At 61.5% G+C, this 25,919-nt stretch carries 20 protein-coding genes and 1 pseudogene; 12 read left to right on the top strand and 9 right to left on the bottom strand.

Annotation, left to right across the window (positions count from 1 at the left end; all coding sequences use genetic code 11):
* Positions 1-300: 300 nt before the first annotated feature.
* Positions 301-1,515, bottom strand: a complete 1,215-nt coding sequence (locus tag IAE40_RS02295) for an MFS transporter (RefSeq protein ID WP_200602562.1) — start codon at positions 1,513-1,515, stop codon at positions 301-303.
* Between the two features lie 104 nt (positions 1,516-1,619).
* Here IAE40_RS02295 and IAE40_RS02290 point away from each other — a divergent pair, with 104 nt between their 5' ends.
* The gene (locus IAE40_RS02290; protein WP_200602561.1) at positions 1,620-2,435 is read left to right on the top strand and encodes an AraC family transcriptional regulator; all 816 of its coding nucleotides are present in this window, start codon (positions 1,620-1,622) and stop codon (positions 2,433-2,435) included.
* Between the two features lie 8 nt (positions 2,436-2,443).
* Here the strand turns inward: IAE40_RS02290 and IAE40_RS02285 are convergent, their stop codons facing one another.
* Positions 2,444-3,781 carry a sensor histidine kinase gene (locus IAE40_RS02285; RefSeq protein WP_200602560.1) on the bottom strand — a complete coding sequence of 446 codons (1,338 nt, stop codon included), beginning with the start codon at positions 3,779-3,781 and terminating at the stop codon, positions 2,444-2,446.
* A complete protein-coding gene (locus IAE40_RS02280; RefSeq protein ID WP_054893741.1) occupies positions 3,778-4,518 on the bottom strand; it encodes a response regulator in 741 nt (246 codons plus the stop codon). The genes IAE40_RS02285 and IAE40_RS02280 overlap by 4 nt, the downstream gene beginning before the upstream one ends.
* Positions 4,519-4,924: 406 nt before the next feature.
* On the opposite strand from IAE40_RS02280, the gene IAE40_RS02275 reads away from it, so the two are divergent.
* On the top strand, positions 4,925-5,674 hold the full coding sequence (locus IAE40_RS02275; protein WP_200602559.1) for a creatininase family protein: 750 nt from the start codon (positions 4,925-4,927) through the stop codon (positions 5,672-5,674).
* A 117-nt stretch (positions 5,675-5,791) separates the two neighbouring features.
* Here IAE40_RS02275 and IAE40_RS25870 read toward each other — a convergent pair.
* From IAE40_RS25870 to IAE40_RS02255, 4 genes and pseudogenes are all read right to left on the bottom strand, one after another.
* A pseudogene (locus tag IAE40_RS25870) lies at positions 5,792-5,890 on the bottom strand (transposase); the annotation flags it as partial.
* Between the two features lie 52 nt (positions 5,891-5,942).
* On the bottom strand, positions 5,943-6,374 hold the full coding sequence (locus IAE40_RS02265; RefSeq protein WP_325167262.1) for a RidA family protein: 432 nt from the start codon (positions 6,372-6,374) through the stop codon (positions 5,943-5,945).
* Positions 6,375-6,656: 282 nt separating this feature from the next.
* The gene (locus IAE40_RS02260) at positions 6,657-7,991 is read right to left on the bottom strand and encodes an acetamidase/formamidase family protein (protein ID WP_200602646.1); all 1,335 of its coding nucleotides are present in this window, start codon (positions 7,989-7,991) and stop codon (positions 6,657-6,659) included.
* Positions 7,992-8,550: 559 nt separating this feature from the next.
* Positions 8,551-9,060 (bottom strand): ferritin-like domain-containing protein, encoded by a 510-nt coding sequence (locus IAE40_RS02255; protein ID WP_200602557.1) that lies wholly within the window; start codon positions 9,058-9,060, stop codon positions 8,551-8,553.
* Between the two features lie 524 nt (positions 9,061-9,584).
* Between IAE40_RS02255 and IAE40_RS02250 the strand changes: the two genes are divergently transcribed.
* From IAE40_RS02250 to IAE40_RS02240, 3 genes are read left to right on the top strand one after another with little or no spacing between them, the layout of a single operon-like run.
* A complete protein-coding gene (locus IAE40_RS02250) occupies positions 9,585-9,794 on the top strand; it encodes a hypothetical protein (protein ID WP_197889595.1) in 210 nt (69 codons plus the stop codon).
* Between the two features lie 21 nt (positions 9,795-9,815).
* Positions 9,816-10,058 carry a hypothetical protein gene (locus IAE40_RS02245; protein WP_200602556.1) on the top strand — a complete coding sequence of 81 codons (243 nt, stop codon included), beginning with the start codon at positions 9,816-9,818 and terminating at the stop codon, positions 10,056-10,058.
* A gap of 54 nt (positions 10,059-10,112) precedes the next feature.
* Positions 10,113-10,865, top strand: coding sequence for a gamma-glutamyl-gamma-aminobutyrate hydrolase family protein (locus tag IAE40_RS02240; protein WP_200602555.1), 753 nt, complete (start codon positions 10,113-10,115; stop codon positions 10,863-10,865).
* Between the two features lie 547 nt (positions 10,866-11,412).
* Here the strand turns inward: IAE40_RS02240 and IAE40_RS02235 are convergent.
* Positions 11,413-12,327, bottom strand: coding sequence for a LysR family transcriptional regulator (locus tag IAE40_RS02235; RefSeq protein ID WP_054893748.1), 915 nt, complete (start codon positions 12,325-12,327; stop codon positions 11,413-11,415).
* A 209-nt stretch (positions 12,328-12,536) separates the two neighbouring features.
* On the opposite strand from IAE40_RS02235, the gene IAE40_RS02230 reads away from it, so the two are divergent.
* The 6 genes from IAE40_RS02230 (at position 12,537) to pgm (ending at position 22,450) form a co-directional block, all read left to right on the top strand.
* On the top strand, positions 12,537-13,559 hold the full coding sequence (locus tag IAE40_RS02230; RefSeq protein ID WP_063544696.1) for a zinc-dependent alcohol dehydrogenase family protein: 1,023 nt from the start codon (positions 12,537-12,539) through the stop codon (positions 13,557-13,559).
* Positions 13,560-14,032: 473 nt separating this feature from the next.
* Positions 14,033-15,373 carry a hypothetical protein gene (locus tag IAE40_RS02225; protein WP_197889597.1) on the top strand — a complete coding sequence of 447 codons (1,341 nt, stop codon included), beginning with the start codon at positions 14,033-14,035 and terminating at the stop codon, positions 15,371-15,373.
* On the top strand, positions 15,373-16,743 hold the full coding sequence (locus IAE40_RS02220; RefSeq protein ID WP_197889598.1) for an aminotransferase class I/II-fold pyridoxal phosphate-dependent enzyme: 1,371 nt from the start codon (positions 15,373-15,375) through the stop codon (positions 16,741-16,743). The genes IAE40_RS02225 and IAE40_RS02220 overlap by 1 nt, the downstream gene beginning before the upstream one ends.
* A gap of 78 nt (positions 16,744-16,821) precedes the next feature.
* Positions 16,822-18,474, top strand: coding sequence for a VRR-NUC domain-containing protein (locus IAE40_RS02215; protein ID WP_200602554.1), 1,653 nt, complete (start codon positions 16,822-16,824; stop codon positions 18,472-18,474).
* Positions 18,471-20,732: an ATP-dependent DNA helicase gene (locus IAE40_RS02210; protein ID WP_200602553.1), complete on the top strand. Its 2,262-nt coding sequence runs from the start codon at positions 18,471-18,473 to the stop codon at positions 20,730-20,732. Before IAE40_RS02215 ends, IAE40_RS02210 begins: the two co-directional genes overlap by 4 nt.
* Positions 20,733-20,812: 80 nt before the next feature.
* On the top strand, positions 20,813-22,450 hold the full coding sequence (gene pgm, locus IAE40_RS02205; RefSeq protein WP_153774660.1) for a phosphoglucomutase (alpha-D-glucose-1,6-bisphosphate-dependent): 1,638 nt from the start codon (positions 20,813-20,815) through the stop codon (positions 22,448-22,450).
* 70 nt (positions 22,451-22,520) lie between these two features.
* Here pgm and IAE40_RS02200 read toward each other — a convergent pair whose 3' ends face one another.
* Positions 22,521-23,219, bottom strand: coding sequence for a pirin family protein (locus IAE40_RS02200; protein WP_200602552.1), 699 nt, complete (start codon positions 23,217-23,219; stop codon positions 22,521-22,523).
* A gap of 220 nt (positions 23,220-23,439) precedes the next feature.
* Between IAE40_RS02200 and IAE40_RS02195 the strand changes: the two genes are divergently transcribed.
* Complete coding sequence (locus tag IAE40_RS02195) at positions 23,440-25,911, top strand: UvrD-helicase domain-containing protein (protein WP_200602551.1); 2,472 nt, start codon at positions 23,440-23,442, stop codon at positions 25,909-25,911.
* Positions 25,912-25,919: the final 8 nt, after the last annotated feature.

The following is a 25,919-nucleotide window of genomic DNA, read 5'->3' as shown; positions in this document are numbered from 1 at the left end:
TCTGTGTTGCGTGCGCCGCCGAGTGAGCGTGCACTGCGGCGGGAAATGTACCGATAGTTACCTGGGTGTCACTGCGCGACCGGTAGCTGCACCAGACCAGCAGGGACGCCAGCAGCAGGCCGGCGGTGTACAGATTGAGCAGATCTGTGATGTCCACTGGGCCTCGAGTAGCAAGCAGGCCACGCTGGGCGAAGAATTCCGCACAGGCGCCCGATGTCAAGTACCACGCCGATGCCACTGACTTGCCAGCGCACAGAGTGGCGAGTTCCCAGAGTGAGGGCCGATGTTGGCGACCACCAGTTATGCCCTGTCAGCTTCTGTTAGCTGATTCAATCTTTCTGCGCTTGAGCGGGCCGGTTTGAGCGCCGTGGTCAGGCACAGCATCAAGACGAGCACGGCAAACAGCAGCTCGAACCCAAGGTCATGGTTGCCGGTGTAATCGCGCAGGGCGCCGAAGCAGATGGGCCCCAGTGCGGCGATCAGATAGCCGATGAACAGCATGAAAACGGTCCAGGCGCTGGCCTGCGCAGGTGTTTGCGCATGGTCCAGTGGCAGCGTCATGCCCACGGTGAAACCCATGCCCAGACCGGTAGCGACCAGCAGCACATACAGCGTCGGCGCGGCGGCAGGGGCGAAAGCCATGCCGGCAGCGCCGGCCAGGGCAAGCAGGGTCGACAGCGCCAGCACACCGCGACGGTCCTCGGGGTTACCGGGAACCACTCCGGCGACGATGCTCGCTACGGCAAACACCGCAGTGAACAGGCCGAGCAGAATGCCGGGAGGCAGGGATGTCAGCGCCCGTTCACTGGACGCCGGCGCCAGCCAGGCGAACAGCGCATAGACCACGAACTGACTGGCGCCGAAGTGCAGCGCTACCCGCCAGGCCTGCGGCTCGGTCCAGGGCAACCTGGTCGGCTGGTTGTCGAGCGGTGCGACTATCGGAGTGCTTACGCTCAAGCGCCTGCCCATCCACAGCCAGCTAAGCACCGCGCTCACGCACAGCATGCTCCAAATCCCGCTGCCTACGCGCCAGCTTTGCGCAAGCGCCGTAATGGGCGTGGTCAGGACTGCTGACAGGCTGGCCCCGACGCTCAGGCCTGCGGCGTAAATACCCATGAACAATGCCGGACGCTGGGGAAAGTGTGTTTTGATCCAGCCACCGATCAGCGCTCCGGCGATGGCGATGCCGACACTGACCAGGAAGGTGCTGAACAACAGCAGCATCGTGGTGCCGGCCAACGCTCGCAGCAGGCAAGCGGCGCCGAGCAGAACCAGTGCGGCAACCACGCAGCGATCGGTGCCGTGACGTCGGGCCAGGCTGGGCGCCAGCAAGGCCATGAGGCCCATGCACACGTCCGGGATGGCGGTTAGCAAGGCTGCCTGGGTGAAGCTCAGGCCGAAGTGCTGCTGGATCGGCAGCAGGATCGGGCCGATGGAGACGATCGCCGGGCGCAGTGCCAGGGAAAGCACCAGCAGACCGATGACGGCCTGTAGATGATGTTTGTCGGATGCCATGTTGACGCGCCTTGTATCGGGTGGTTGCAAAGGATCGTAACGAGGCATTGGCGATGATAAGTGCCAAAATGTATCGGCCAAGTGACAACCTCAAAGGGTATGAGATGAACAAAGAAGCACGGGCGCGGGACGACACCGATGCGTTGTGTGGGCGTAGTGAGGATTATCGCGAATATCAGGACGTCGCGCTGCCGATGACGGCGCTGTTGCGCAACCAGCCCGCCGGCGCCTACAACGCACCGCATACCCACCGCCACGGCCAATTGCTCTACGCCACTCATGGTGTCATGCGCGTGGCAACGGACGACGGGCTATGGTTTTTGCCTCCCAGGCGCGCCCTGTGGATCCCGGCGGGCGTGGTGCATGACCAGCTGATGCTGGGTGCGGTCAGCATGCGCTCTATCTACATCCAGGCCGATCTCGCCGCCCGCTACGGTGAACGCTGCCGGGTGCTAGAGGTTTCCACGCTGTTGCGCGAGCTGATCCTTATCCTGGCCAGCCAACCCATCGAATATGAGCTGGAGGGGCGTAATGCCCACGTGGTCGCGCTGATCCTCAGTGAACTGGAGTCTGCCCGGACCTTGCCGCTGCAGATTCCCTGGCCGGCCGATCGACGCTTGTTGGTGATCTGTAATGCGGTCCTTGAGGCACCAGGGCATGCCCGTACCATCGAATACTGGGCGGACAAGGTCGGAGCCAGCTCGCGCACGCTGATCCGTCTGTTCCTCAAACAGACCGGCATGACATTCCGCAACTGGGTACAGCAGGTACGTTTGGCCAGCGCCCTGGACCGGCTCGACAATGGCGAGGCGATCAGCGTTGTTGCGAAGGCGCTCGGTTATTCCAGCGTCAGCGCGTTCAGCAGCATGTTCCGTCGGGTGATGGGTGATTCGCCCAGTGCGTTCATGGCTGCGCGCTGAAGACGGTGTCAGCTGTTGGTCAACGCTTTGACCTGCTCGGTAACGAGGGCAGGGAGGCTCAACTGAGCGCACAACCCACCGCCCTCACGGTTGCGCAATAGCAGCGTGCCTTGCAGCGATATCGCCAGTTGCTGGGAGATGGCCAGGCCGAGCCCGGTTCCGCCTGTGTCGCGGTTGCGTGAGCTCTCCAGGCGATAGAAAGGCTTGAGCACTTCGGCCAGCAACTCCTCGGGAATGCCGGGGCCACGGTCAAGAATCTGGATGGACAGGCTCCCAGCGCCGGGTCTCGTTACCGCGATCTCGACGTCTGAAGCATATTTCAGGGCGTTGTCCAGCAGATTCACCAGCAGCCGGCGCAGGGCATGGGGGCGGGTGTCGAGTACAGCCTCGCAAGCCATGTCCAGGTTGATGTGCTTGCCGGTGTCGAGGTAATCGAACACCAGGCTTTCCAGGAAAGCCTGCACATCGATGCGGCGGCTTACTTCGGTCGAGCTATCCATGCTGCGGGCGTAGGCCACGCCCTCTTGGACCAGATGCTGCATTTCACTCAGGTCGCTCCACAGCTTGTCTTTTTCGGGCGAATCGTCCATCAGCTCGGCGCGCAGCTTCATGCGCGTGATGGGCGTTTGCAGGTCATGTGAGATGGCCGCCAACAGTTGCATGCGCTCCTTCACATGGGCGGCAATGCGTGCCTGCAGGGTGTTGAAGGCGACAGCGGCGTAGGCGACCTCCACCGGGCCCGACTCATCCAGGCGCGTGCCGGCGCCGTTTGGGTCGAGGCTGTCGACGGCTTTGGACAGGTGCGTCAGCGGGCGAATGGCCGTGCGCACCGCCAGCCAAGTACAGCCCAGCAGCAGTAGCAACTGGCCGACCAGCACCAGCGGCAGCCAGGCTGAGAGCGGTGAAATTGAAGGTCGCACATCGATGGTCAAGGGGCTGCCGTCGTGCAAGCGCAAGTGGGCCTGATAGTGGGGGCGCAGGTCTTCCAGCTGGATATAGTTCAAGGTGTACTCGCGGCCCAGGGTCGCCTCCATGGATCGCACGAATTCGGGCGACGACGCCATGTCCAGAGGCTTGCCGGGTAGGCCCTCATCCAGCTGGTAACGATAGTTGGGGTGTACGAAACGCGGCAGCCACGCCTGGCGCTCTTCGGCTGGTAGGCGTTCGAGCATGGCCACGGTGGTGGTCAGGTCCTGCTCCAGGTTGCCCAGCATCAGGGTTTTGGCGCTTTGGTAGCGCTCATAGAACTGCAGGCCGAAAGACAGACCGTGAGCGATCACCAGGCTGACCAGGAAGATCAGCGACAGTCGGGAGGCCAGGGTACGTGGCCAGCGCGTGGGCTTCATGCGGGTTCCCCCAGGATCTGCACAGCGTAGGAGAACACATAGCCCTCGCTGCGCACGGTCTTCACATAGGCCGGGTCGCGGGCGTCATCGCCCAGGCGCTGGCGCAGGCGGCTGACCAGCAGGTCGATCGAGCGGTCGAACAGGTCGGCGTCACGGCCTTGGGTCAGATTGAGTAACTGGTCGCGGCTCAGCACCCGCTGTGGGTGGTCGACGAATACCCGCAACAGGCGGTATTCCGCGCCGCTCAAGGCCACGACGGTGTCCTCGCTGTCGAGCAGGTGACGCGCCGTAGTGTCCAGCCGCCAGGCGCCAAACGCCAGCAACCGGTTGGCCTCGCTGACGATCAGATTGGGTGGCAGCATGCGCGTGCGACGCAGTATCGCGTTGATGCGCGCCAGCAGTTCGCGGGCGGCGAAAGGCTTGACCAAGTAATCGTCCGCGCCCATCTCAAGGCCGACGATGCGGTCGGCCTCTTCGTTGCGCGCGGTCAGCAGCAGCACTGGCGTAGCCTTGTGCTTGCCGGCACGCAGTTCGCGGCAGAGCACCAGGCCATCGTCGCCAGGCATCATGATGTCAAGCACGATAAAGTCGACACGGTTTGACTCCAGGAAGTTGCGCATCTGCCTGCCGTCGGCCATGACCGTGGCGCGCAGGCCGTTCTTGCGCAGGTAGTTGCCCACCAGCTCCCTGATCTCGCGATCGTCGTCTACGATCAGGATGTGATCCACATGTTCCATCTGCGCTACCTTTTGTGTCTTGAACCTTGAGGCACGCACTTCTAGCGGTTGCTTGAGTGTTGCGCTATTGCATCAAGGTGTCGGTGCAAGGCTCAGCGTCACGGTAATGTTGTCCCGTGTCGCCTTGGGGGAGGGGCAATTCCGGTTGGCCGCCTGCACCAGCAGAGCTGGGGGCGCGCTGTACAGAAATTTTTCGACACTCAGCTTGGGTAATTCTCGTGATCCGTACTCTGGCCTCCAGCGTGAGGCGCCAGGCAGCGGACTGCCCGTTATTTGCTGTTAGCTGTTATTAGCCGCGGATTGCGGGAGCGGCATCGATACCTTCGTATGCTGTCGGGCCAGGTGTGAGGGTGCTATCACTGGGCAGGCGTAACCGGTCAACCACCTTTCCCAAGAGAAAACCAAGATGCTCCTACATCAATCGACCTGGGTTGAAACCGAACGATACCTACAGCGCAGCCGAACCATCGTCATCCCGATAGGCTCCAACGAGCAGCATGGGCCGATGGGACTGTTGGGTACCGACTGGATGTGCCCGGAAATCATCGCTTTTGAGGCGCAGAAGACGGCCGACATCCTTATCGCCCCGACCTTCAACATCGGTATGGCCCAGCACCATCTCGGTTTCCCCGGCACGATCTCGCTCAGACCATCGACCTTCATTGCCGCTATCACCGACTGGATCCGCTCGCTGGCGGTGCATGGCTTCGAGAAAATCCTCTTTCTCAATGGCCATGGCGGCAACGTGGCCTCGATCGAGGCTGCGTTTTCGGAAATCTACACCGAGGCCAGCTTTGCCCGCCGGCCGGCAGGGTTTGCTTTGAAGCTGTGCAACTGGTGGGATCTGGACGGGGTGGAAGCGCTAGTCAAGGAACAGTTCCCGACCGGGCATGGCATCCATGCCACGCCGTCGGAAATTGCCGTGACCCAATGGGCATACCCAGCGTGTATCAAGACAGCCGACTATGCACCCCAGATCGCCAACTGGGGTCCCATCCGCGAGGCGCTGGATTTTCGCGCGCGCCACCCGGACGGGCGAATGGGGTCTGACCCAGGCCAGGCGTCGCCGGAAAAGGGCCGGCAGTTGGTGATGATGGCTGTTCAGGGGTTGGTGAAGATCGTGGACCAGTTCACCAACGAACCCACACCGGCGTGAAATGATCCCGTAACATTCTCCGAGGTCTTCGGTGCTGGGCTGGCTGAACCAGGGGGCCAGACCCAGTGTGATGACCGTCCTTACCAGGCTATCGACATTGTGCCCAACTCGGCAAAGAACGCCGCCGCGCTCCTGCTGAAGCTGATTAACCCATCGGCGCAGTGCCGACTCGAACAAGCCTTGCGAACGGGCCGCTTCGGCATGGCTGTAGCCTTGACAGTTAGACAGCTAAAGAGGTGAAGGTCGAGCTCCTTGGCTCGGCCTTGGATTATTCATGTCGGCTTGCAACCGATGCGATCTCGACCTTCGCCCCTTTCGGCAGGCGTGTGATTCCAACAGTGACCCTGGCGGGATAGGCAGTTGAAAAATAGGTGCCATACACCTCGTTCATTTTGCCAAAATCTTCCAGGTCCGTGAGGTAGACGGTGGTGGACACGATGTCGCTCATCTTCAGCCCGTCGGCTGCAAGAATGGATTTGATGTTTTCCAGTGATTGCCGAGTCTGTGATTCGATAGTGTCATCTATAGGCAGGCTTCCGGTAGCCGGGTCAATTGGCAGTTGCCCTGAAAGATACAGCGTATCTCCAGCGCGAATCGCTTGTGAATAGGGCCCTATGGCGGCTGGCGCGTTTGTGGTTGTCACGACCGCATCGCCGGCAGGTGAAGTCGCAGCCGCTGAAAACTGGGAATGGAGTGCGATCAAGGCGAGAGCTGATATCCAGCCGGTGGGGATGCGTGCGGTCTTGAGTTTCGAGCGACTGATCATGGCAGCAACCTCTGAATATTAGGGTAGGGCGCCAGCCAATTTCACTAGCGTATCCAGTTGATTTCGATTTTGATCTGCCTGGCAAGTCTGTGTGTCACCGGGCCGATCAGACACGCTTGATGCCAAGGGGCAGGCCTTGGGGCGATACCGTCAACGGACGCTCCAGCAATGAATCGGTATCACCGGGCGCTAACGGCTCGGCCTCGGACCAGGCCATTACGCCAAATCGTATTTCTCACGCACCAGATGAGCGATGCCCATGCGTTCCAACACGCTCATGGGGCACAGAAAAGTCACGCGCACCGTACCGGGCAGGCGGCTGATGTCGATGGAGCCGGTGATGGTCGCGCGATTAAGTATTTCGTCATACGGCAGGCCAGTGACATTAGCGGCGCGCTGCAGGCCGTTTTCCACAGCCAGGTTGAGATTTTCGCCGCTGCCTATGAAGGTGATCGGACCGCTCTGCTCGATTTCCTGCTGGCCCCAGTGCTCGCTCAGCGCACGGACATCAGCGCGCTGACGGGCATTCATCGGCCGCGCCATCGGCGGCAGATCATCGATGTTTTGCAGGAGGATCGGACCTTCCAGCGTCAGGTTCTTCACCACCTCCACCACCACTTCGGTTTCCTCGGAGCAATCGGTGGCATGCCCAGCAATTTCACCGTTGCCCTGCTGGGCGTGCATGTCGCCCATGTACACCCCGGCGCCCGGCACTTTCACCGGGCAGATCAGCACACAACCCTCGCGGACCGAGTTGGTGTCCATGTGGCCATCGGTCTTGGCCGCGTGCAGCTCTTCTCTTGTCATACCGAAACGGTGCGGGGCGCTGATCAGGTACTGGCCGAAATCCGCACAGTTATGGGAATCGGGCAAGTCTCGCGACGGCAGGGTGCCAATATTGCCGAGAAACGGCCGCATGTGCGCGGCGACACCAGGGATATCGGCGCGGGCTAGGGACAGGATCGAATGCTGGGCGGCGAATTCCGGCAGTGCTGACATTTCAGACGCCTTGCCGGCCAGTCGATTGGCGATGTCCTGATTGACCGTCAGGCTGACCTGATTCTGCGCATCGAACACGATAACGTAACCATGGCTGAAGCGGAACGCACTGACTTCGGCGCCGCAGTGGTTACAGCGAATCGAGTCTTCGCCGATGCCTTCGACATGGCTGGCTGGGTGTTCGGTGCCGCAATTGGCGCAGAACTTGGAAACGAACGGATCACCATTGTAGCGACCCTCGACGAACGACATGACCCCGGACGACGTGGCCAGGGAGGTGACGCGCATGGTTTTGATCTTGATCGCCACGGCATCGCCGATTTCAGCGCCGTCAATGGCCACCGGTTGCGTCACCTCATGGCCGCCCTCGAAGGCTGGGGTGATCATCGGTCCCCAGCAGCCCGGCGGCGTGCCGGTGATCAGGGTGCCGCCATCAGCCAGCGGGCCGAGCATAGCCAGGCTCGGCCCGATGATTCCATGGGTGTATTGATCGACCCGCAGGCGGTCGACCGGCGTGACATTGAGGGTGGAATCAGGAACAGGCGTTGTCATTGTGGTCCCCTTGGGAATCAAAAGCGAACGGCTGCCGGCTGAGGCAGCCCGAGAAGGGTCAAACAGCCTGCATAGTTCAGCGCAGCTTTGTATCTACTTTGTGTTCGGGGAAGGTGGGAAATTACGGGGACTGTATCGGAGGGCTGCGTGGATACATTGCGATACACGCGACAGAAGATCTCGTCGCGTCGGGCCGCGGTACTTCTCTGCCAAACAAAACTTAATTCACTATCCTGCAACGGGAACACACACGGATGCAGGAGCGAGCATGGTCGCTACAGGACTGCGGCTTGGCAGTGCCAGTCTTTGTATATTCAAGGAGTGCTGAACATGCTCGGAGCTTTTCTGCCCTTGGCCTCGCACCGGTAATAATCAAACGGGCGGTAATGCAGGCATCTAATTGGGAGCTTAATTATTTATGTTGCATTACCAGTGTGCAATTTCGCATGACTTTTTAACTATGCTCAAGCCGGCGCCATATCCTCTTTGAGCTTCTCATCTTCGGCCCTTTAATTGGTGTGTTGGGCCGCACGCATGAGCATGCGGCCGTGAGCGCTGCTCACCGTTTCGCTTCCTCCCCGGGTGTAGCCGAGCGGCTAAGGAACGCTCGAGTTATTTCGGGTAGGTGCTCCCTTAACCAGTCAGCCATGGCGATCTCTTCTTTCAAAATCGACCGGCAGGCTTCTGCGGTCAGCTCATCACCGGAGAAGTTAGCCGCTTCAATAAGCACGGTGTAAGAAGCGATCTCTAGATTTTCAAATACGTAACCGGACATCGCGCCCTTAACCACTTCATCGCTCATCGTCATGCCGCCCACAGCCTGTCCAAACGCCATAAGCTTTCCTGCCAGATCTTTCAGGGTTGAGGTGCTTCCTCCCAACCGTTCAATGCACTCAACTAGCAATCGCTGTTGCCCCTCGGTTTCGGCGATGTGTTGAACAATACGCCCGCGCAATTTTGGGTAATGCTCCAGCCGTTCCGCTTGTGCTTTAAGCATTTTTTCCGCTTGCTGTTCCATTGCATGGGCGTCGCGCAACCAATCAAGAAGGTTCTCGGTAGGCTGAGTCATGATAGTTCTCCGTTATGCCAGAGTAATTGAGAATTTCTGTCGCCAGCACGTGTTCAAGTGGCCTGACGAGTGGTTTGGCGCGCAAACTATTTGGGTGGGCTTATTTGCGTAGCCGATCTGAACTTTCTCGCGTGTTCCGTTCGTTTTTGATTGCGCTTTGCACCCAATTCTTTCTTCAACACGCCTATCCACCAATAAGTATTTCAATATGTCGGGTGGACCAGACGGCGGGCCCCTTGGAATTAAGGGGAGGCGTGGGAGTACGTCGAAAATCCGTTGATGGTGGTGACGGCCCTGCTTCGGTAGAGCTGTCAGCTCCCGATCGCTCGGTACTTGAAGCCATGAAGCTGCGGACCGAGTCGCCGTCGGGGGGCTGAAAACCATAGCTCTAATGACCACGGACGTACGGCCCATGGAACCGTTGCGGATACGCCAATCGTCAATCGGGGTGAACGGATGCCACTATGTCAGGCTCAACCCAGTAGATTCGCGTCTCACTCTATCTTTGCCGTGGGATCCTCAAGATGGCCAACTACCTGTACTTGATCAGCTACATCTTCGACAACCAACCGGACACCTGCGAGTTCCGCAGTCACCAGGAGGGCCTTACTCGCGAGGCTGCGCACGAGTATTTGCAGGGTTTGCATCGTAACGAAGCGTCATCGTTCACCGATGTGCAAGTTCAGCGTGTCGTGCATGACCACAAGCCCGGCACATCGCCAGGACACTACTAGCAACCCTGACGGGTTATCAGCATGAACGCGATCAGCGGACAGATAGACCAGGAAGAGCGCCGACTCGTTGCGATCAATAGGTGGTTTCTGCGTTACGACGACGTGGAGCAAAGACGTGATTGCCCCAGTACCCATCATGAAGAACTGCTGCGTCAAGCCGATGAGATGGACCGCCTTGGATTGGTGGACTGGTACGAATGGCGAGACCTGCGCAAGCTCGCAGACAGGGCCTTTCTCAAAGCCATTGCCGGTGCTGATTACTAGAGTGCAGCCATGCGCACCGGCTGCACCGACAGGAGACATGACTAGGGGCAGAAGATGTCACGGCTGCCAATAATCGGGGTGACGGCCTGTAGTTATAAGGTCGGCCAACATGCAGTGCAACTGAATGACGACAAGAATGCCCGGGCAGTAGCCACTGCTGCCAATGGATTACCGTTGATTTTGCCGATGTTTCCAGAGTTGCTGAACATCGCAGACATGATCGATGGACTGGATGGGCTGTTCTTCACCGGCTCGCCGTCCAATATCGAGCCTCACCATTACGATGGCCCCCCGAGCCCGCCTGGTACAAAAAAAGATGCTGCTCGTGATCACCTCACACTACCGCTTTGGCGTGCGGCAATAAAAGAAGGGCTGCCAGTGCTAGGCGTGTGCCGGGGTTTTCAGGAGATGAATGTGGCGTTCGGCGGGACGCTCGTCCAGCAGCTCCATCAACCTGGGGTAGAGCATGAGCCCCCAAGCAACGAACCTATTGAAGACCAGTACGCGCCTGCTCACAGGCTCACGGTACGATCAGGTGGGGTGTTACATGGGTTGGGGTTTCCCGAGGTGATCGAAGTCAACTCGGTACATGGGCAAGGTATAGAACGGGTCGGTGAAGGTTTGCGTATTGAGGCTGTGGCAATGGATGGCCTCGTCGAAGCGTTGTCGGTGGAAGACAGTCGCTCATTTGCCCTTGGGGTGCAGTGGCATCCGGAGTGGCAGGTGATGTTCTATCCGCAATATCGCGCGATTTTCGAGGCGTTTGGAGCCGCTTGCCGAGCTCGAGCTGCGCAACGGCTCAGGTAGTCTCCATCTGATCGGTCTTTAATCTGGACGGGCATTTTGCAATGCCAGCAACGCTGGGAGGAGATCCTCTACTGGGGGCTTCAGCATCTGCCTCTAACACCCCTACTTTCATCAGACTGCAGCACTTGGCGGACTAGGGGACGGTTAGCGCCAGCGCAACCCATGCCGCGGCTATCAAGAGTTATCCGCCCGTCGGAGGGGGACACGGATATGCAAAACCATTGATGATTGCGTTCGTCAGAACAGTTGTAGAGTTGGTTCGACTCTCCACATCAGGTCTTCGGCCCGCCTCGCTGCGGGCCTTTTTTTCGGCTTCAGAAGGCCACAGCCTGGCGGCTCGCGGCACGTCAACCAACGGGCGGCATCGAAGCCGATCAATGCCCACCCTGGCTTTGGTAGAACTCCTGGCCCCGCTAGTGATACTTACGCATGGCCTCAATGGCCTGTTTGGTGAGCGGTTCTGTCACCTCTCTGCACGAGTACATCACCAGATGTTCTTGGCAACGGCCCAGAAGAGCACGAAGCGCATGCACGGTGACATTGTCCTCTAGAGGCTGTCAGGGTCGCCAAAAAACATCTGTATCCGCGACCGTAACCACCGCTCCGCCGGGTCGTTGTCCTGCGCTCCGCGCCAGGCCATGTGCAGTTCGAAGGTACGCACATCCAATGGCAGGTCTTCGGCGCGCAGGCCGCCGGCGGCGGTGAGGGTTTCTGCTGCATAGTCCGGTACCGTGGCGATGATGTCGGTGCCGGCGAGCAGGGTGCCGAGGCCGTTGAACTGCGGCACGGCCAGCACCACATGACGCTTGCGACCGATTTCCTCGAGGGTTTCGTCGATGAAGCCGGAGAGGTCGCCGGCGAACGAGACCAGCGCATGCGGACGGGCGCAGAAGTCGTCGAGGGTGATGTTGCCCGGTACGCTGTCGGCGCGCAGCAGTTTCGGCTTGCTGCGCCGCAGCACCTTGCGCTTGGCGTTGGCCGGGAGGTCGGCGGTATAGCTCACACCCACCGAAATCTCCCCAGAGGCGAGCAGCGTCGGCATCAGCAAATAGTTGACCCGCCGTACCACCAGGACGATGCCCGGCGCTTCGGCGCGGATGCGCTTGAGCAACTGCGGCAGCAAGGCGAACTCGGCGTCGTCCGACAGGCCGATGCGAAAGACCGAGGTGCTGGTGGCTGGGTCGAAGTCAGCGGCGCGGCTGACGGCGGTGGAGATCGAATCCAGGGCCGGTGAGAGCAGGGCGAAGATCTCGTGGGCGCGAGCCGAGGGCTCCATGCTGCGCCCGGTACGGACGAACAGTGGATCGTCGAACAGGTTGCGCAGACGTGACAGTGCCGCACTGATCGCCGGCTGGCCGAGAAACAGTTTTTCGGCTGCACGGGTTACGCTGCGCTCATGCATGAGCGTCTCGAACACGATCAGCAGGTTGAGGTCTACGCGGCGCAGGTCGTTACGATTCATCGGTGCGTTTCGCCTTGCTCAGGTGGGTCGGGGTGAATATTAAGGCCAAAGGCTGTTACCCTGCACGGGTTTACGGGTGCCAATGCAGCGATTTGCCCGTAGCCCAATCAATGACAGGCATGTCGACTATTAATGGCCACTGATGGTCTAACGTGCAAAGCCCGGATAAAGTCCGTGGTAATACGAGGTTCACAAAGGCGAGGTATGCGATGTCCCGCATGATCCGTTTCCACAAGTTCGGCCCGGCCGATGTGCTCCGTTGCGAGGAGCAGGCCGAGCCGTCTCCCGCAGCGGGCGAGGTGCAAGTACGCGTCGAGGCCATCGGCCTGAGCTGGTATGACGTGCTCTGGCGCCAGAACCTGGCACCGTCGCAGGCACGCCTGCCGGCAGGGATCGGCCACGAAATGGCCGGGGTGGTCACGCAGGTCGGGGAGGGTGTCGACGATATCGTCGTGGGCGACCGTGTCGCCAGTTTCCCGGCGACCAGCCCCAATGAGCATCCGGTCTATGGTGATGTGATCGTGCTTCCTCGCACGGCCATTACCCGCTATCCCGAGCACCTCACCCCGGTCGAGGCCAGTGTGCATTACACACCGCTGCTGATCGCCTACTTCGCCTACGTCGACCTGGCGCGGGCCAAGGCGGGGCAGACGGCACTGGTCACCGATGCCAGCCATTGCGCAGGCCCGGCCTTCGTGCAGTTGGGCAAGGCCTTGGGCCTGAAGGTGTTCGCCGCCACCAAGGAGCCGGAGCAGCGTGAGTACCTGCTGGGCCTAGGGGCTGACAAGGTGATCGTCACCGAGGAGCAGGACCTGCTGATGCAGATCGGCAAGTACACCGATGGCCGCGGTGTGGACATGGTCCTGGACGGTATGGGCGGGCCGCAGATGTCGCTGCTCGGCGATGTACTTGCGCCGCGTGGCAGCCTGGTGCTGTACGGCCTGCAGGGTGGCAACCAGACGCCATTCCCGGCTTGTGCGGCGTTCCAGAAGAACATCCAGTTCTACGTGCACTGCATTGGCAACTTCACTGGCAAGCCGGAGCTGGGTATTGCACAGGACCAGGTCGCCCTGCAGCGGGCATTGCGAGACATCAACCAGTTCACCGCCGACAAGCTGCTGACGCCACAGATCATCAAGGTCTACCCGTTCGAGCAGGTTGTCGAGGCCCATCGTCTGATGGATGAATGCCCATGTGGTGGGCGGATAGTGCTGGACATGGGATCTGCGTGATTCCAGCGCGTCGAGTTGCATGAAAAACCGGGCCTAGGCCCGGTTTTTTTCTGATATTTCCTACAAAAAATTAATAACTATCCGACGCAATAACACTGCAGCGGCAATGACGGTTCATTGCCGCTGCGGCCATGATTCCATGCTTGGGTTTTTCTTTATTGTCTGTAGATCAATGCTGCTCTACTGAATGGTTTTTTTACCAGGATCTGTATCTTTTATTCAGTCGGCAACCCTCGATAATGGCGCTGTGACACTTGGCGTGGCTCGGCTGAATCAAGCACGTGGGCACTGCTGGTGCGGCCCAAGGCGCATGCGGGGGATGGTAGATGCCTTTGCTTCGAATGAATGCCGGCCTGCTGTTGCTTAGAAATCTCCTAACGGTTTGTGGGAAAGTTCTTTGAAGTGAATCGCGACTTGTTTCTTACGTCGGTTAATGCCGGCTTTCTTTGTGCTCAAGGAATGGAGTGGACTATATGAGTAATATCCATGAGCAGGCCATGCACTACATATATCAGCAAGTACTGGATCGTCTGCTGGAGCATATGTCCCAGGCGCAACGGGCCTGCGTGCAATTGCTGATCCAGCGTCTGCTGGTGGCGGCAGGTGGTGTGGAGTACATCGGGGACTTCCGCGTGCTGGTCATACACGGGCATGACCGATGTAACACACGCCTGCTGGCATTTTTACGTGCTGCGCAACTGAGCATTGCGCTGCGAGCGCCCGATACCTTTCGCCTGCAAGTAGTGGTCGCGTGCCAGCCCGCACCGGGGGCAGCAGTGCTTCGCAGCCTGGAGAGCACCTTCAATGCACTGTTCCTGCAGGATGACCCCCGTGTGGAGTTACTGCTGGCTGGCGGCCAACAACTGCAGCCTTTCAGCCGCCACGCCGCGATAGTTGCCGGCACACCGCTGGAGCGCGAGGCGCTGCTGACGTTCGGTCATATTGCTACCGGGCGCCCAGAATCCTTGCTAGGCAGCCGTTTGTACCTTGAACTGGCCGAGACGCTGCGCTGCGTCCTGTCCCAAGGGACGCTCCCAAGCGCGCTGGTCACGGCGATCCCGGTGCGGCAGCGGCGTCGGTACCTGGCGTGGAGTCGCACGCTCATGCGCCTGACCGGCGAGCGCGGAAGCCATGCCATGCACCAGTGCGCCGCGGTGTTGTGCGAAACGCTGGGGCGCCTGCGAACGCTGGCTGCCAAGCCGACGGAGCATGTCGAGGCAAGAGTCCCGTCATGCCAGAGCGAGGCAACCTTGCGAGTGATCGCGGTCGATGATCTGATCAACGACAGTCGAGCGGACGACACGTTGTTTCACATGCTGGGTATCGAGTTGCCTGTGTCGGCTTGTGAAGAGCCGCTGGCTGCGTTTTTCGACCCGATGTACCTGACACACCTGCAGCGGCTGCGTGATCAATGGCAGTTGGACAAGTGCGACGCCGTCCGCTCGGGGGAGGGCAGGCACCTGTTTCAGGAGGCCTTTGCGATCGACGACAACCAGTTGACCTGCCTGTTGTACGCCCCGTTCGCCGAGCAGGGCCGTGGATTGCCGGCATTCCTGCAGCGTTGTCACCCGGCCATGCGTGTCGCACTGCCTTATCTGCACCGCGCGCTTCAGGGGCAACCCTGCCCGGAAGCCGTGGTCCATTGGCTGATTGGCACCAGCGGGCTGAGCCTGGCGCAGTTGCGGGTCATTTATTCGGGTGAGCTCCCGCAGACGGCATCTCGCCTGATGGCAAAGCTGACACGGCGCGATGTGCGGCTGCGATTGCTGGGGCGCCTCTCGCCCCGGGCCGAGATGGCGCAGGTCGCCAGTTGATGGGGCGTTCCGTGCGGCGCGAGTTCGCCTATCAAACGGTCTATCGCTACCTCGAAACGCTGATCAGCCATGCCTGCGAGGGAGGGGACCCGCGCTTGCCATCGCTGCGTGACCTGGCCCGGCGCCTGCGGGTTTCCCTGGCCACGGTGCAGTATGCCTACAGCCTGTTGGAGCGCGAGGGACGGGTACATTCGGTGCCCAAGTCCGGATATTTTGCACTGGTGCCAGCCGATGGGGGCGCCAGTGCGCCGAGGGCAATTGCGAGATCTGGCCAGTGCGCACCGTTCATTCTCCCGCCATTGTCATGTGAGGCGCTCGAGCCGCTGTTGCTGGCGCATGAGCGGCGTCTGGCGCGTCAATCCGCGACGACGCAGACCGGCAACGCGCTGTTGCGCAGTGCGCTGGCGGCCCGCCATACCCGTTCTTCCAGGCAGTTCTGGCGGGCTGAGGACGTGCATCTGGCGACGGATGTCCAGGCGCTGCTGCAGACATTGCTGCTTGCGTTGGACTTGCAGGGCGGCGCGGTGCTGGTGGCGACGCCCTGTTGCTGGCAGCAGTTGCAGGTCTTGCAACAGCTGGGAATACGGGTTATCGAGTGGCCGTTGGATAACCAGGGGGGGCTGGACCTGGGTACCTTGGCGCAGCTGTTCAAGCGTGAAACCGTGCGCCTGCTGCTCATGCCGTCGTGTCTGGCGACACCTCCCGGACGCCTGATGTCGCTGGAGGAACAGCGTGAAGTGGCGCGTCTGCTCGCGGGATATCCGACATGGCTGCTGGAGAATGACCTGGATAGCGAGCAGTGTTTTGCCGCGCCACCTGCGACACGCCTGCGCGACTGGGTCGATCCGCACTGGCTGCTGGTCATGGGTTCGCTGGAAGGAATGATCGGTGCCGAAGCGCCCTATGCCTATGTGCTGAGTCGGCATCCAGCAGTGTGTGAGGCTTTCGTGCGCCGCAGCTTTGTGTTGCCCCCTCGGCGCCAACAGGCTGTGGCCTGTCTGCTGACCCGAGGTGATGTGGACAGTCATCTGCAGCAAATGCGCGACCGGCTGCAGTTGCGCATGGCGATTTTATGCCATGCCGTCGAACAGCATCTGGGCAGCCTGTTGGCATTCAGCGTGCCTGAAGGCGGACGTGTGCTCTGGTGTCGCCTGGACTTGGCAGTGGATGTGCGTCAGTTGTTGGAGGCCTCGAGTACCCCGGCGCTGCTGGCGGCGCCTGGAAATCTGTTCAGTTTGCAAGAGAGTTACGGTCGCCACCTGCTGCTGGCCTGGCAGGGGGACGATGCAGGCGAGCTGGAGGATGCACTCGGGGAACTCGGGCAGCGGTTGCAGTGCTTGCGTGCCAACGCAAAGGACAGGTCGGACTGACCGTCGATCCGGCGCGCTTGCCAGGCGGCTGTATCTGTATGTATAACCAGTGCTCATGCCAGCCTGCGACGCCATGCCGTGATTGCCCATTCCGTCGAAGATCCGCTCTATTACCTGCATAACTTCCGCCAGGTGCTGAGGTGGGTCGAACACCGATACGCCGATATCCTTGACCCGCACGAGCAAGACTTTCTTCGAGTCTTCAGCGGGCTAGCCCAGCCGACGCAGGCACTGCTGGTGCGCATGGTCATGCGCAAAGGCGAGCTGTTTCGCGGCGACCGGCTTGAGTATGCCGAGATCGGCGACACGGACGCGGCCTTGCAGCCTTTGCTCACCCTGGGATGGGTCTGCCCGAGGCCGGTACTGGATCTGGAACAGCTGTTCGCCTTGTTGCGCCGGGACGAACTGCTCACCTGTTTTGCCGATCACCTGGCCCAGCCTCGCGTGACCAAGACCCAGTTGCTGGCCACGCTGCGGCCATTGGATCTGCCGGGCAGGCCTCTTTCTGCCTGGTTCGCGCAGGCGCCGGTGCAGATCCTGCATTGGCGTCTGCAACCCCTGTGCGACCGCCTGCGCCTGTTGTTCTTTGGCAATCTTTATCAGGATTGGTCGGAGTTCGTACTGGCCGATCTGGGCGTGCTGCGCTACGAGCAGGTGAACTTCAGTGCGGATTCACGCGCCTTGCGCCAGCGCGATGAGGTCGATCTGGCGATGGCCTTGCATGCTTGCGCCGAGCGTCTGGAGCAGGGAGAGGCGCCGAGTACGTTGCTGCAGGCACTGGAACGGGTCGACAGCACCAATCCCTGGCTGGCCCGGCGTCGTGTACGTCTGCTGTTTGCAATTGGCCAGCGCTGCGAGCGGCTTGGGCAGTGGGACCTGGCCTTGAGCGTCTACGATGGGCTCGACCACCCCGAGGCGCGCATTCGTCAGGTACGCGTGCTCGAGCGCAGCGAGCAGTGGCAGAGGGCGCAGGCACTGGCGTCACACATGGCCCAGACCGTGGCCAATCCTCTTGAGAGCCAGGCGTTGGCGCGCATGCTGCCGCGCCTTGCACGCAAGCTCGGAGGGCCGCCCCGACGCCGCCCGTCGCCTGCCGCGCAAACGCTCATCGAACTGGAGTTGCCCGTGGAAATGGCCGAACGGGGTGTGGAGGAGGCGGTGCGCTTGCACTTGGCGCAGGCTGACGGCGAGGTCCACTATGTCGAGAATACCTTGTTCAACAGCCTGTTCGGCCTCCTGTGCTGGGAGGCGATTTTCGCGCCACTGCCCGGCGCTTTCTTTCACCCTTATCAGGCGGCGCCGCAGGATTTGCACGACTGTGATTTCCTGACGCGCCGCGCCGCGCTGTTCGAAACCTGTCTGGGGCGGCTCGACGATGGCAGCTACCGACAGGCGATACGCGAATGTTTTGCCGCCAAGCACGGCCTGCAGTCACCGTTCGTGTTCTGGCAGGTACTGAATGAGGTGCTGCTCGAACAGGCCTTGGCCTGCATTCCTGCCGAGCATCTGAAGCGGTGTTTCCAGCGCCTGCTGCAGGATATTCGCAACAACCGCGCAGGCATGCCCGACCTCGTCCAGTTCTGGCCGGGGCAAGGGCGCTACCGCATGATCGAGGTCAAGGGGCCGGGTGATCGCCTGCAGGATAACCAGTTGCGCTGGCTGGACTTCTGCCGTGAGCACGGCATGCCGGTCGCGGTATGTCATGTGCGGTGGTGCGAGGTTGCGCCGTGAGTCTGAGTGTGGCGGTGCGCGCGCTGTGTGAGTTTGCTGCCAAGGTCGGCGACCTGGACTTGCGCTTTACGCCGTCGCCCACCGCCCAGCAGGGCATTGATGGCCATCGGCGGGTCGTTGCCCGGCGCGGGCCTGGCTACGAGGCGGAGGTATCGCTGGAGGGCGAGTACCAGGGATTGCGGGTGCGTGGACGAGCCGATGGCTACGACCCGCTGCGTAATCGTGTGGAAGAGATCAAGACTCACCGTGGCAGTCTCGACCGCCAGCCGGACAACCACCGGCAATTGCACTGGGCGCAGGCGCGGGTCTACGCCTGCCTATTGTGCCAGTCGCGTGGGCTGGAGCGGATCGAGGTCACGCTGGTGTACCTGGATGTCGACAGCGACCGGCAGACCTTGTTCAGCGAGCCGCATCATGCCGCACAGTTGCAGCAGTTCTTCGAGGCCTTGTGCCAGCGCTTTCTTGGCTGGGCACAGGCCCAGGCCGCACGGCTGCGCCTGCGGGACAACGACCTGCAGGGGCTGGCGTTCCCTTACCCACAGTTTCGCCAGGGCCAGCGCCAACTGGCAGAGACCCTGTACAAGGCGGTGGCCACCGGCCGCTGCCTGATGGCCCAGGCCAGCACCGGTATTGGCAAAACGCTCGGCACCCTGTTCCCGCTGCTCAAGGCCATGGCCCCGCAGCAACTGGACAAGCTGTTCTTCCTCACCGCCAAGACACCAGGCCGGGCATTGGCGCTCGATGCACTGCGTCAGATCACCGACACCACCGCACAGCCCAGCCTGCGAGCGCTGGAGTTGATCGCCCGGGACAAAGCCTGCGAATACCCGGGCAGTGCCTGTCATGGCGAGTCCTGCCCGCTGGCCAAGGGGTTCTACGATCGGCTGCCAGCGGCTCGCGAAGCGGCGTCTCAGGTGGTGTTGCTCGACCGGGTCGGGTTGCGCGAGGTCGCGCTGGCACACCAGGTCTGCCCGTACTACCTTGGGCAGGAGATGGCGCGCTGGGTCGATCTGGTGGTCGCTGACTACAACTATTACTTCGACGCCCATGCGCTGCTGTTCGGCCTCACCCAGCTCAACCAGTGGCGGGTTGCCGTGTTGGTGGACGAGGCGCATAACCTGGTGGAGCGCGGGCGCGCCATGTACAGCGCCAGCCTCGACCAGGGGCAACTGCTGGCCTTGCGCAAGACCAAGCCGGCGGGCTTGAGCGGTGCACTGGAGCGCCTCAATCGCCAGTGGAATGCGCTGTACAAGGCTCAGGTGGCACCGTACCAGGCGAGTGAGCAACTGCCCGAGGCGTTCCTGCGGGCGTTGCAACAGTGCATCGGCCTGATTCAGGAGGGCATGGAGCAGGCGCCTGCGCACATCGAGCCGCAGGTCCTGCAGTTCTACTTCCAGGCTCTGCAGTTCAGCCGTGTGGCCGAGCTGTTCGATGAGCATTTCCTGTTCGATATCAGCCTGCGCAACGGCCCGCGCAGCCGTCGTCTGGCGACGCTGACCCTACGTAATGTGGTGCCCGCGCGCCTGCTCGGCCCACGCATGGCTGCGGCGCGCAGTGTCACGCTGTTTTCGGCGACGCTGGGGCCACGACGGTTCTACGCCGACTTGCTGGGCATGCCGGCAGATACCGCCTGGCTGGACGTGGCCGCGCCATTTCGTGCCGAGCAACTGCAGGTGCGTATCGTCAGTGAGATCTCGACCCGTTTTCAGCAGCGCAATGCGTCCCTGGCACCGATCGTCGGGCTGATCGGCGAGCAGTACCAGCGTCAGCCGGGCAACTACCTGGCGTTCTTCAGCAGCTTCGAATACCTGGAGCAGGTAATGGCCCTGTTTGCCGAACGCTATCCTGAAGTGCCGTACTGGCGTCAGGCGCCGGGCATGGACGAGGCCGCACGCGAGGGATTCCTGGCGCGTTTCGTGGCGAATGGGCGAGGGATAGGCTTCGCCGTGCTGGGTGGGGCCTTCGCTGAAGGGGTGGACCTGCCAGGCACCCGATTGATTGGTGCTTTTGTCGCCACCCTGGGGTTGCCTCAGGTCAATCCGGTCAACGAACAGTTCAAGCAACGTCTGGCCCGGCAGTTTGGCAGCGGGTTCGACTACGCGTACCTGTACCCTGGCGTGCGCAAGGTAATCCAGGCGGCCGGTCGGGTCATTCGCGGCGACCAGGACCGTGGCGTGCTGTTCCTGATCGATGAGCGTTTCAATGAGCCGCGGGTACAACAGATGTTTCCCATCTGGTGGCAGACCGCTATCAACTGAGCCAGCCCCATCGCGCGCCGTTGCAACTCCCAGTACACTGCGCGTTCCAACATCTACATCCGTTGAACTCGAGGTTTTGCATGACGCTCAGTCCTTTGGCAGGCAAGCCGGCTCCGGCCAGCGTGCTGGTCGATATTCCCCGCCTGTTGACCGCCTACTACACCGGTCGCCCGGACGCTACGGTCGCGTCGCAGCGCGTGGCCTTCGGCACTTCCGGACATCGAGGCACCTCGTTTGAGTTGAGCTTCAACGAGCATCATGTGCTGGCGATCACCCAGGCGATCTGCCTGTACCGCCAGGAGAAGGGCATCGATGGCCCGCTGTTCATCGGGGCTGACACCCATGCCTTGTCGGCGCCGGCCACGGCCAGCGCGCTGGAAGTCCTGGCGGCCAATGGCGTGCAGGTGCGGTTGTCCAAGGACGACGAGTACACCCCGACCCCGGCGGTGTCCCATGCGATCCTGTGCTACAACCGCGGGCGTCAACAGGGCCTGGCCGACGGCATCGTCATCACCCCCTCGCACAACCCGCCCCAGAGCGGTGGTTTCAAATATAATCCGCCCAATGGTGGCCCGGCCGACAGCGATGTGACCAAGTGGGTCGAAGCCAAGGCCAACGAACTGCTGGCCGCAGGCCTTGAGGGTGTCAAGCGCATCGAATACGCTCAGGCTCTGCAGGCGGCCACCACCCAGCGTCACGACTATGTGAGCAGCTACGTGGCAGACCTGGAAAACGTCATCGATTTCGAGGTCATCCGCAACGCCAATCTGCGCCTGGGTGTCGATCCGCTGGGTGGTGCGGGCGTGCGCTATTGGTCGGCGATTGCCGAGCGATACCAGTTGAACCTTGAAGTGGTCAACACCGAGGTCGACCCGACCTTCCGGTTCATGACCGTCGACTGGGACGGGCAGATTCGCATGGACCCTTCGTCGCCATACGCCATGCAGGGCCTGATCGGCCTGCGCGAGCGTTTCGACGTGGCCTTTGCCTGCGATCCGGACCATGACCGCCACGGTATCGTCACCAGTGACGGCCTGCTGCAGCCGAACAACTACCTCGCCGTGGCCATCGATTACCTGTTCCGCCATCGCCCGCAGTGGCGCAACGACGCCGCTGTCGGCAAGACCGTGGTCAGCAGCGGCATGATCGACCGGGTTACCGAGCGGCTAGGGCGCAAGCTCCATGAAGTGCCGGTGGGCTTCAAGTTCTTCGCCCAGGGCTTGTTCGAGGGCTCGCTCGGTTTTGGTGGGGAGGAGAGTGCGGGGGCTTCGTTCCTGCGTCTGGACGGGAGCGTCTGGGCGACCGACAAGGATGGCCTGATTCCCGCCTTGCTGGCGGCCGAGATGACTGCACGCACAGGACGCAATCCGAGCCAGGCCTACGCCGATCTCACCGCCGCCCTGGGCAAGCCCTACGCCACCCGGGTCGAGGCCAAGGCCGATGCGCGGCAGAAAGCGCTGCTGAGCAAGCTGGCACCCGAGCAGGTGAAGTCCACCGAGCTTGCCGGCGAGCCGATCCAGCAGATCCTCAGCCACGCACCGGGCAACGGCCAGGCCATCGGCGGCCTGAAGGTGATGACCGCCAATGGCTGGTTTGCCGCGCGTCCTTCGGGTACCGAGGACATCTACAAGATCTACGCCGAAAGCTTCATTGACGAGGCGCATCTGCAGCGCCTGGTGCAAGAGGCCCAGGCACTGGTGGATGCGGCGATCAGCTGATTGCCTACGCGCATGCCGAACCGTACTTTTTGCGGGCCAGCCCGCGAAAAGCGCGGTTCGGTCATCTGCCTCAGGCCACGTCCACCAGCACGATCTCGCTGTCCTCGAGCGCCGTGACGCGCAGCACTTTTTCACCTTCCACAGCGACCCCATCCCGGGCTTTGGCGCGCACGCCATTGGCCTCGATCACGCCTTTGGCTGGAACCAGATACCCACGTCGTCCGGCATCGAAGCGGTACTCGGCGCTCTCGCCGGCGCGCAGGGTCGCGGCCACCAGTCGGGCGTCGGCGCGGATGCGCAGGGCATCCTGATCCTCGACACGGCCACTGGCCAGGGTCACGAAGCCTTCGCCGCGGTCACCTTTAGGGAAGGGTCGAGTGCCCCAGGACGGCGCCTCTCCGACCTTGTCCGGCACGATCCAGATCTGGAAGATGCGGGTGTCGACCTTCTCCAGGTTGTACTCGCTGTGCACGATACCCGTGCCCGCACTCATCACTTGTACGTCACCGACTTCGGTGCGGCCTTTGTTACCCAGATTGTCCTGGTGGCTGATTGCACCTTCGCGCACGTAGGTGATGATCTCCATGTCCCGGTGCGGATGCGGCGGGAAGCCACTGCCGGCGGCGATCAGATCGTCGTTCCATACGCGCAAGTTGCCCCAGTGCATACGTTCGGTGTCGTAGTACTCGGCAAAGGAAAAGTGATGATGGGCGTCCAGCCAGCCGTGGTTGGCATGGCCGAGGCTTTCGAAGGGGCGCAGTTGCAGCATGATCAGGGTCCTCGGTAGGTGGGAATGGGCTCATGATGCCTTTTTCAAGTATCGAAAATAAGCGTAAATATCGACTTGTTTTTATCTGATAAATCGATGTTTTTCGTTGCGGTACTTTCTGCGTTTCATCGCCTAATCCTATGATCTGCAAGCATTAGCTGGCACTTTTCAGCCGTTCGGTGGAACATGCTCCACTGATTCGACTAGCAATGGAGTGACCGTGTCTCTCGAGCAGCCCCCGGCGCCACCGGACCTGACCCCGCCCGCGCAATTACCCTGGTTGCGCCGCCTGGCCGCACGCCTGCTTGGGCGAGGATTGAGCCGTTTGCAGGCGCAGCACCGCGACTCATGGTTCCTCGGCCACGCCACCGGCCAACGCAGCGGGCACGCCGATGGCCTGCGTGACGGCTACGAACGTGGGCGTGCCGAAGGGTACGAGGCCGGGCGGCAGGTCCTGGTGATCCGCGACAGCCGCCCTGACAGCGCTGCAGTGCCAGGCCAGGATGACAAGCTGTTCGACGACTGGCGCCTGCCGCTGACAGCAGAGCTGAAGAAACGCTTCAAGGCCGATGTCGCCCAGCGCCTGCCTGCCGACGCCCAGCCCAGCGCCGCACAATGGAAGCTGATCTTCAGCGACACGCCATCTACCTGCGTGGTGGCGGGTGCCGGTGCCGGCAAGTCCACTTCGCTGGTGCTGCGTATCCTGCTGCTGCGCCACTACCTGGGCTTCGAGCTGGACGCCATGACCGTGGTCACCTTCACGCGTGAGTCGCGCAAGGACTTCATCAAGCGGCTGGTGCAGGTCTTCGCCATCTGGCAGATCGACCTGCCGCCGGCCCGTGCTCGTGACCTGGTTCGCACCTTCCATTCGCGCATCCTGCCGCTGGTGCGCAGCTTGCCGGGGTTCTCCCAACTGCGCGCATTCGAGACACTGGGCAACGATCTACCGGCTGGCAGCGAAGCCGAGAGCGAAGGTAATCCTTTCGACCTGCGCCTGAACGATGCCCAGCGCCAGCAGCTCAATCTGTGTTATCGCGACCTGCTGCGTGACAGCCCACGCTTTGCCGAACTGGTCGCGACGATGCGCCGCGAGGCCCTGCAGCTCAAACCCCTCGATCCGGATCATCCCGATGTGCAGAAGCGCGTGCAGGTGACTCAACTGGCTGCCCAGCGCGACGAAGAACTGTGCGACGTGATCGAAGACCTGTGGTTCGCTGCGGGCGCCTGGCCGATCAAGGGCATCGAGCCCTGTCGGGAAACCGTGCAGATCCGTGGCCAGCGTTTCCATGTGCATGGGCGTCTCGAAGGGCTCGATGCCTGGGTAGTGCTGGGCTTCGATCCGTCGGAAAGCGCCCAGTACCAGCGTGCAAACGCCAAGCTGTCGGTGCGTGCCGAGTGGGCTGTAAAGCGCACGTTGTTTCAAGCTTTCTGTGATAAGCCATTGATTTGGCTTGATAACTATACTTCGGCAAAACGTCTCGCCGCGTCGCTGGCGGGTGATGCGGTGGCGGGGCCTGGGTTCGAGTTCAAGGTCAAGGGCGAACTGGCCCCTGCGCCGTTGCTCGATGCCTTCGTCGGTGCGGCGAGCTTCATCGAGAACCTGGGGCTCGAGGTGGGGAGCGCCGTGGCTCGCATGAACTTTGCGCCAGGCGACAGCGATGCGCCGTTTTTCGAAGCCCTGGCCCTGTACTGGAAGGCTTTGGAAGCTCACCTGCTTGGGCAGTCGCCGCCAGTGATGACCTATAACCGCATGTTCGCCCTGTTCGGCGAGAACAACCCCGAGAACCTGCAACTGCTGCCAGACCGGCTGCTACGCCCGCTGGCGCACTTGATGATCGACGAGTTCCAGGATGTTTCGCCACAGATCGTCAGCTGGTTGCGCGCTACATTGGGCGAGATCCGCAGGCGTGGCCCAGGCATGCATGCCGGGCGCAACGCGGGGCATTCGTCGTTGATGTGCGTGGGTGATGACTGGCAGTCGATCTATGGCTGGCGCGGCAGTTCACCGAAGTACTTCATGGAGTTTGGCAAGACCTTCCCATCACCGGCCAATACGCGGGTGATGCTGGTCGAGAACTACCGGAGCCAGCAGCACATCATAGATGCGGCCGAACACCTTGTGCGCGGTACAACGGCGATCAATGGCAAGAAAGCCAGGGCCTGCGGTGGCGCTGCCGCGCTGCCACTGTCCCCAGTCAAGGTGTTCGAGCGCGACGAAGCCGCTCTCGGGCAGACCCTGATCGAGCATTACCAACGGGGCGAAACGGTGATGATGTTGTTTCGAAGAAGTAGCGATAAGTCATTGATTTCAAATCATATAGACGCGGTTGTCAGGGCTGATTCGAGCCTGCCGCCTGAGCAGCGTCGTCTGCGTCAGCTCACCTATCACAGCGCCAAGGGCCTGCAGGCCGATGCCGTGTTCATGCTTGGAGATTGTCAGTACCTGACCAGTTCACCCTACAAGAACCAGGTGTATCGCATGGCTGGGTTAGGGCGTACCGGGGATGCACAGCCGTTCGACAGCGCGCAGAAAGACGAAGCGCAGCGCCTGGCCTACGTCGGGGTGACGCGGGCGATCAGGCACTGCTATTGGCATGTGGAAGCTGTCAGCGGCGAGGCGGCGGCGCTGCATCGTGCGTCCAGCCAGGTACAGGGCCGGCAAGCCTTCTTCGAGGACTTGCGCGGCCAGTGAGGGTGGAG

It is taken from the genome of Pseudomonas sp. S44 (assembly GCF_016624805.1).
Taxonomy (GTDB): Bacteria; Pseudomonadota; Gammaproteobacteria; order Pseudomonadales; family Pseudomonadaceae; genus Aquipseudomonas; species Aquipseudomonas machongensis.
The sequence above is the reverse complement of the archived record's forward strand: the minus strand, read 5'-3'. Positions and strand labels throughout refer to the sequence as shown.

Excerpts from the sequence above, each read along its gene's own strand:
- IAE40_RS02280 (WP_054893741.1), bottom strand. The coding sequence starts at position 4,518 with ATGGAACATGTGGATCACATCCTGATCGTAGACGACGATCGCGAGATC.
- IAE40_RS02245 (WP_200602556.1), top strand. The coding sequence starts at position 9,816 with ATGAACGCGATCAGCGGACAGATAGACCAGGAAGAGCGCCGACTCGTT.
- IAE40_RS02200 (WP_200602552.1), bottom strand. The coding sequence starts at position 23,219 with ATGCTGCAACTGCGCCCCTTCGAAAGCCTCGGCCATGCCAACCACGGC.
- IAE40_RS02295 (WP_200602562.1), bottom strand. The coding sequence starts at position 1,515 with ATGGCATCCGACAAACATCATCTACAGGCCGTCATCGGTCTGCTGGTG.
- IAE40_RS02250 (WP_197889595.1), top strand. The coding sequence starts at position 9,585 with ATGGCCAACTACCTGTACTTGATCAGCTACATCTTCGACAACCAACCG.
- IAE40_RS02225 (WP_197889597.1), top strand. The coding sequence starts at position 14,033 with ATGAGTAATATCCATGAGCAGGCCATGCACTACATATATCAGCAAGTA.
- IAE40_RS02220 (WP_197889598.1), top strand. The coding sequence starts at position 15,373 with ATGGGGCGTTCCGTGCGGCGCGAGTTCGCCTATCAAACGGTCTATCGC.
- pgm (WP_153774660.1), top strand. The coding sequence starts at position 20,813 with ATGACGCTCAGTCCTTTGGCAGGCAAGCCGGCTCCGGCCAGCGTGCTG.
- IAE40_RS02230 (WP_063544696.1), top strand. The coding sequence starts at position 12,537 with ATGTCCCGCATGATCCGTTTCCACAAGTTCGGCCCGGCCGATGTGCTC.
- IAE40_RS02240 (WP_200602555.1), top strand. The coding sequence starts at position 10,113 with ATGTCACGGCTGCCAATAATCGGGGTGACGGCCTGTAGTTATAAGGTC.
- IAE40_RS02275 (WP_200602559.1), top strand. The coding sequence starts at position 4,925 with ATGCTCCTACATCAATCGACCTGGGTTGAAACCGAACGATACCTACAG.
- IAE40_RS02235 (WP_054893748.1), bottom strand. The coding sequence starts at position 12,327 with ATGAATCGTAACGACCTGCGCCGCGTAGACCTCAACCTGCTGATCGTG.
- IAE40_RS02290 (WP_200602561.1), top strand. The coding sequence starts at position 1,620 with ATGAACAAAGAAGCACGGGCGCGGGACGACACCGATGCGTTGTGTGGG.
- IAE40_RS02285 (WP_200602560.1), bottom strand. The coding sequence starts at position 3,781 with ATGAAGCCCACGCGCTGGCCACGTACCCTGGCCTCCCGACTGTCGCTG.
- IAE40_RS02260 (WP_200602646.1), bottom strand. The coding sequence starts at position 7,991 with ATGACAACGCCTGTTCCTGATTCCACCCTCAATGTCACGCCGGTCGAC.
- IAE40_RS02255 (WP_200602557.1), bottom strand. The coding sequence starts at position 9,060 with ATGACTCAGCCTACCGAGAACCTTCTTGATTGGTTGCGCGACGCCCAT.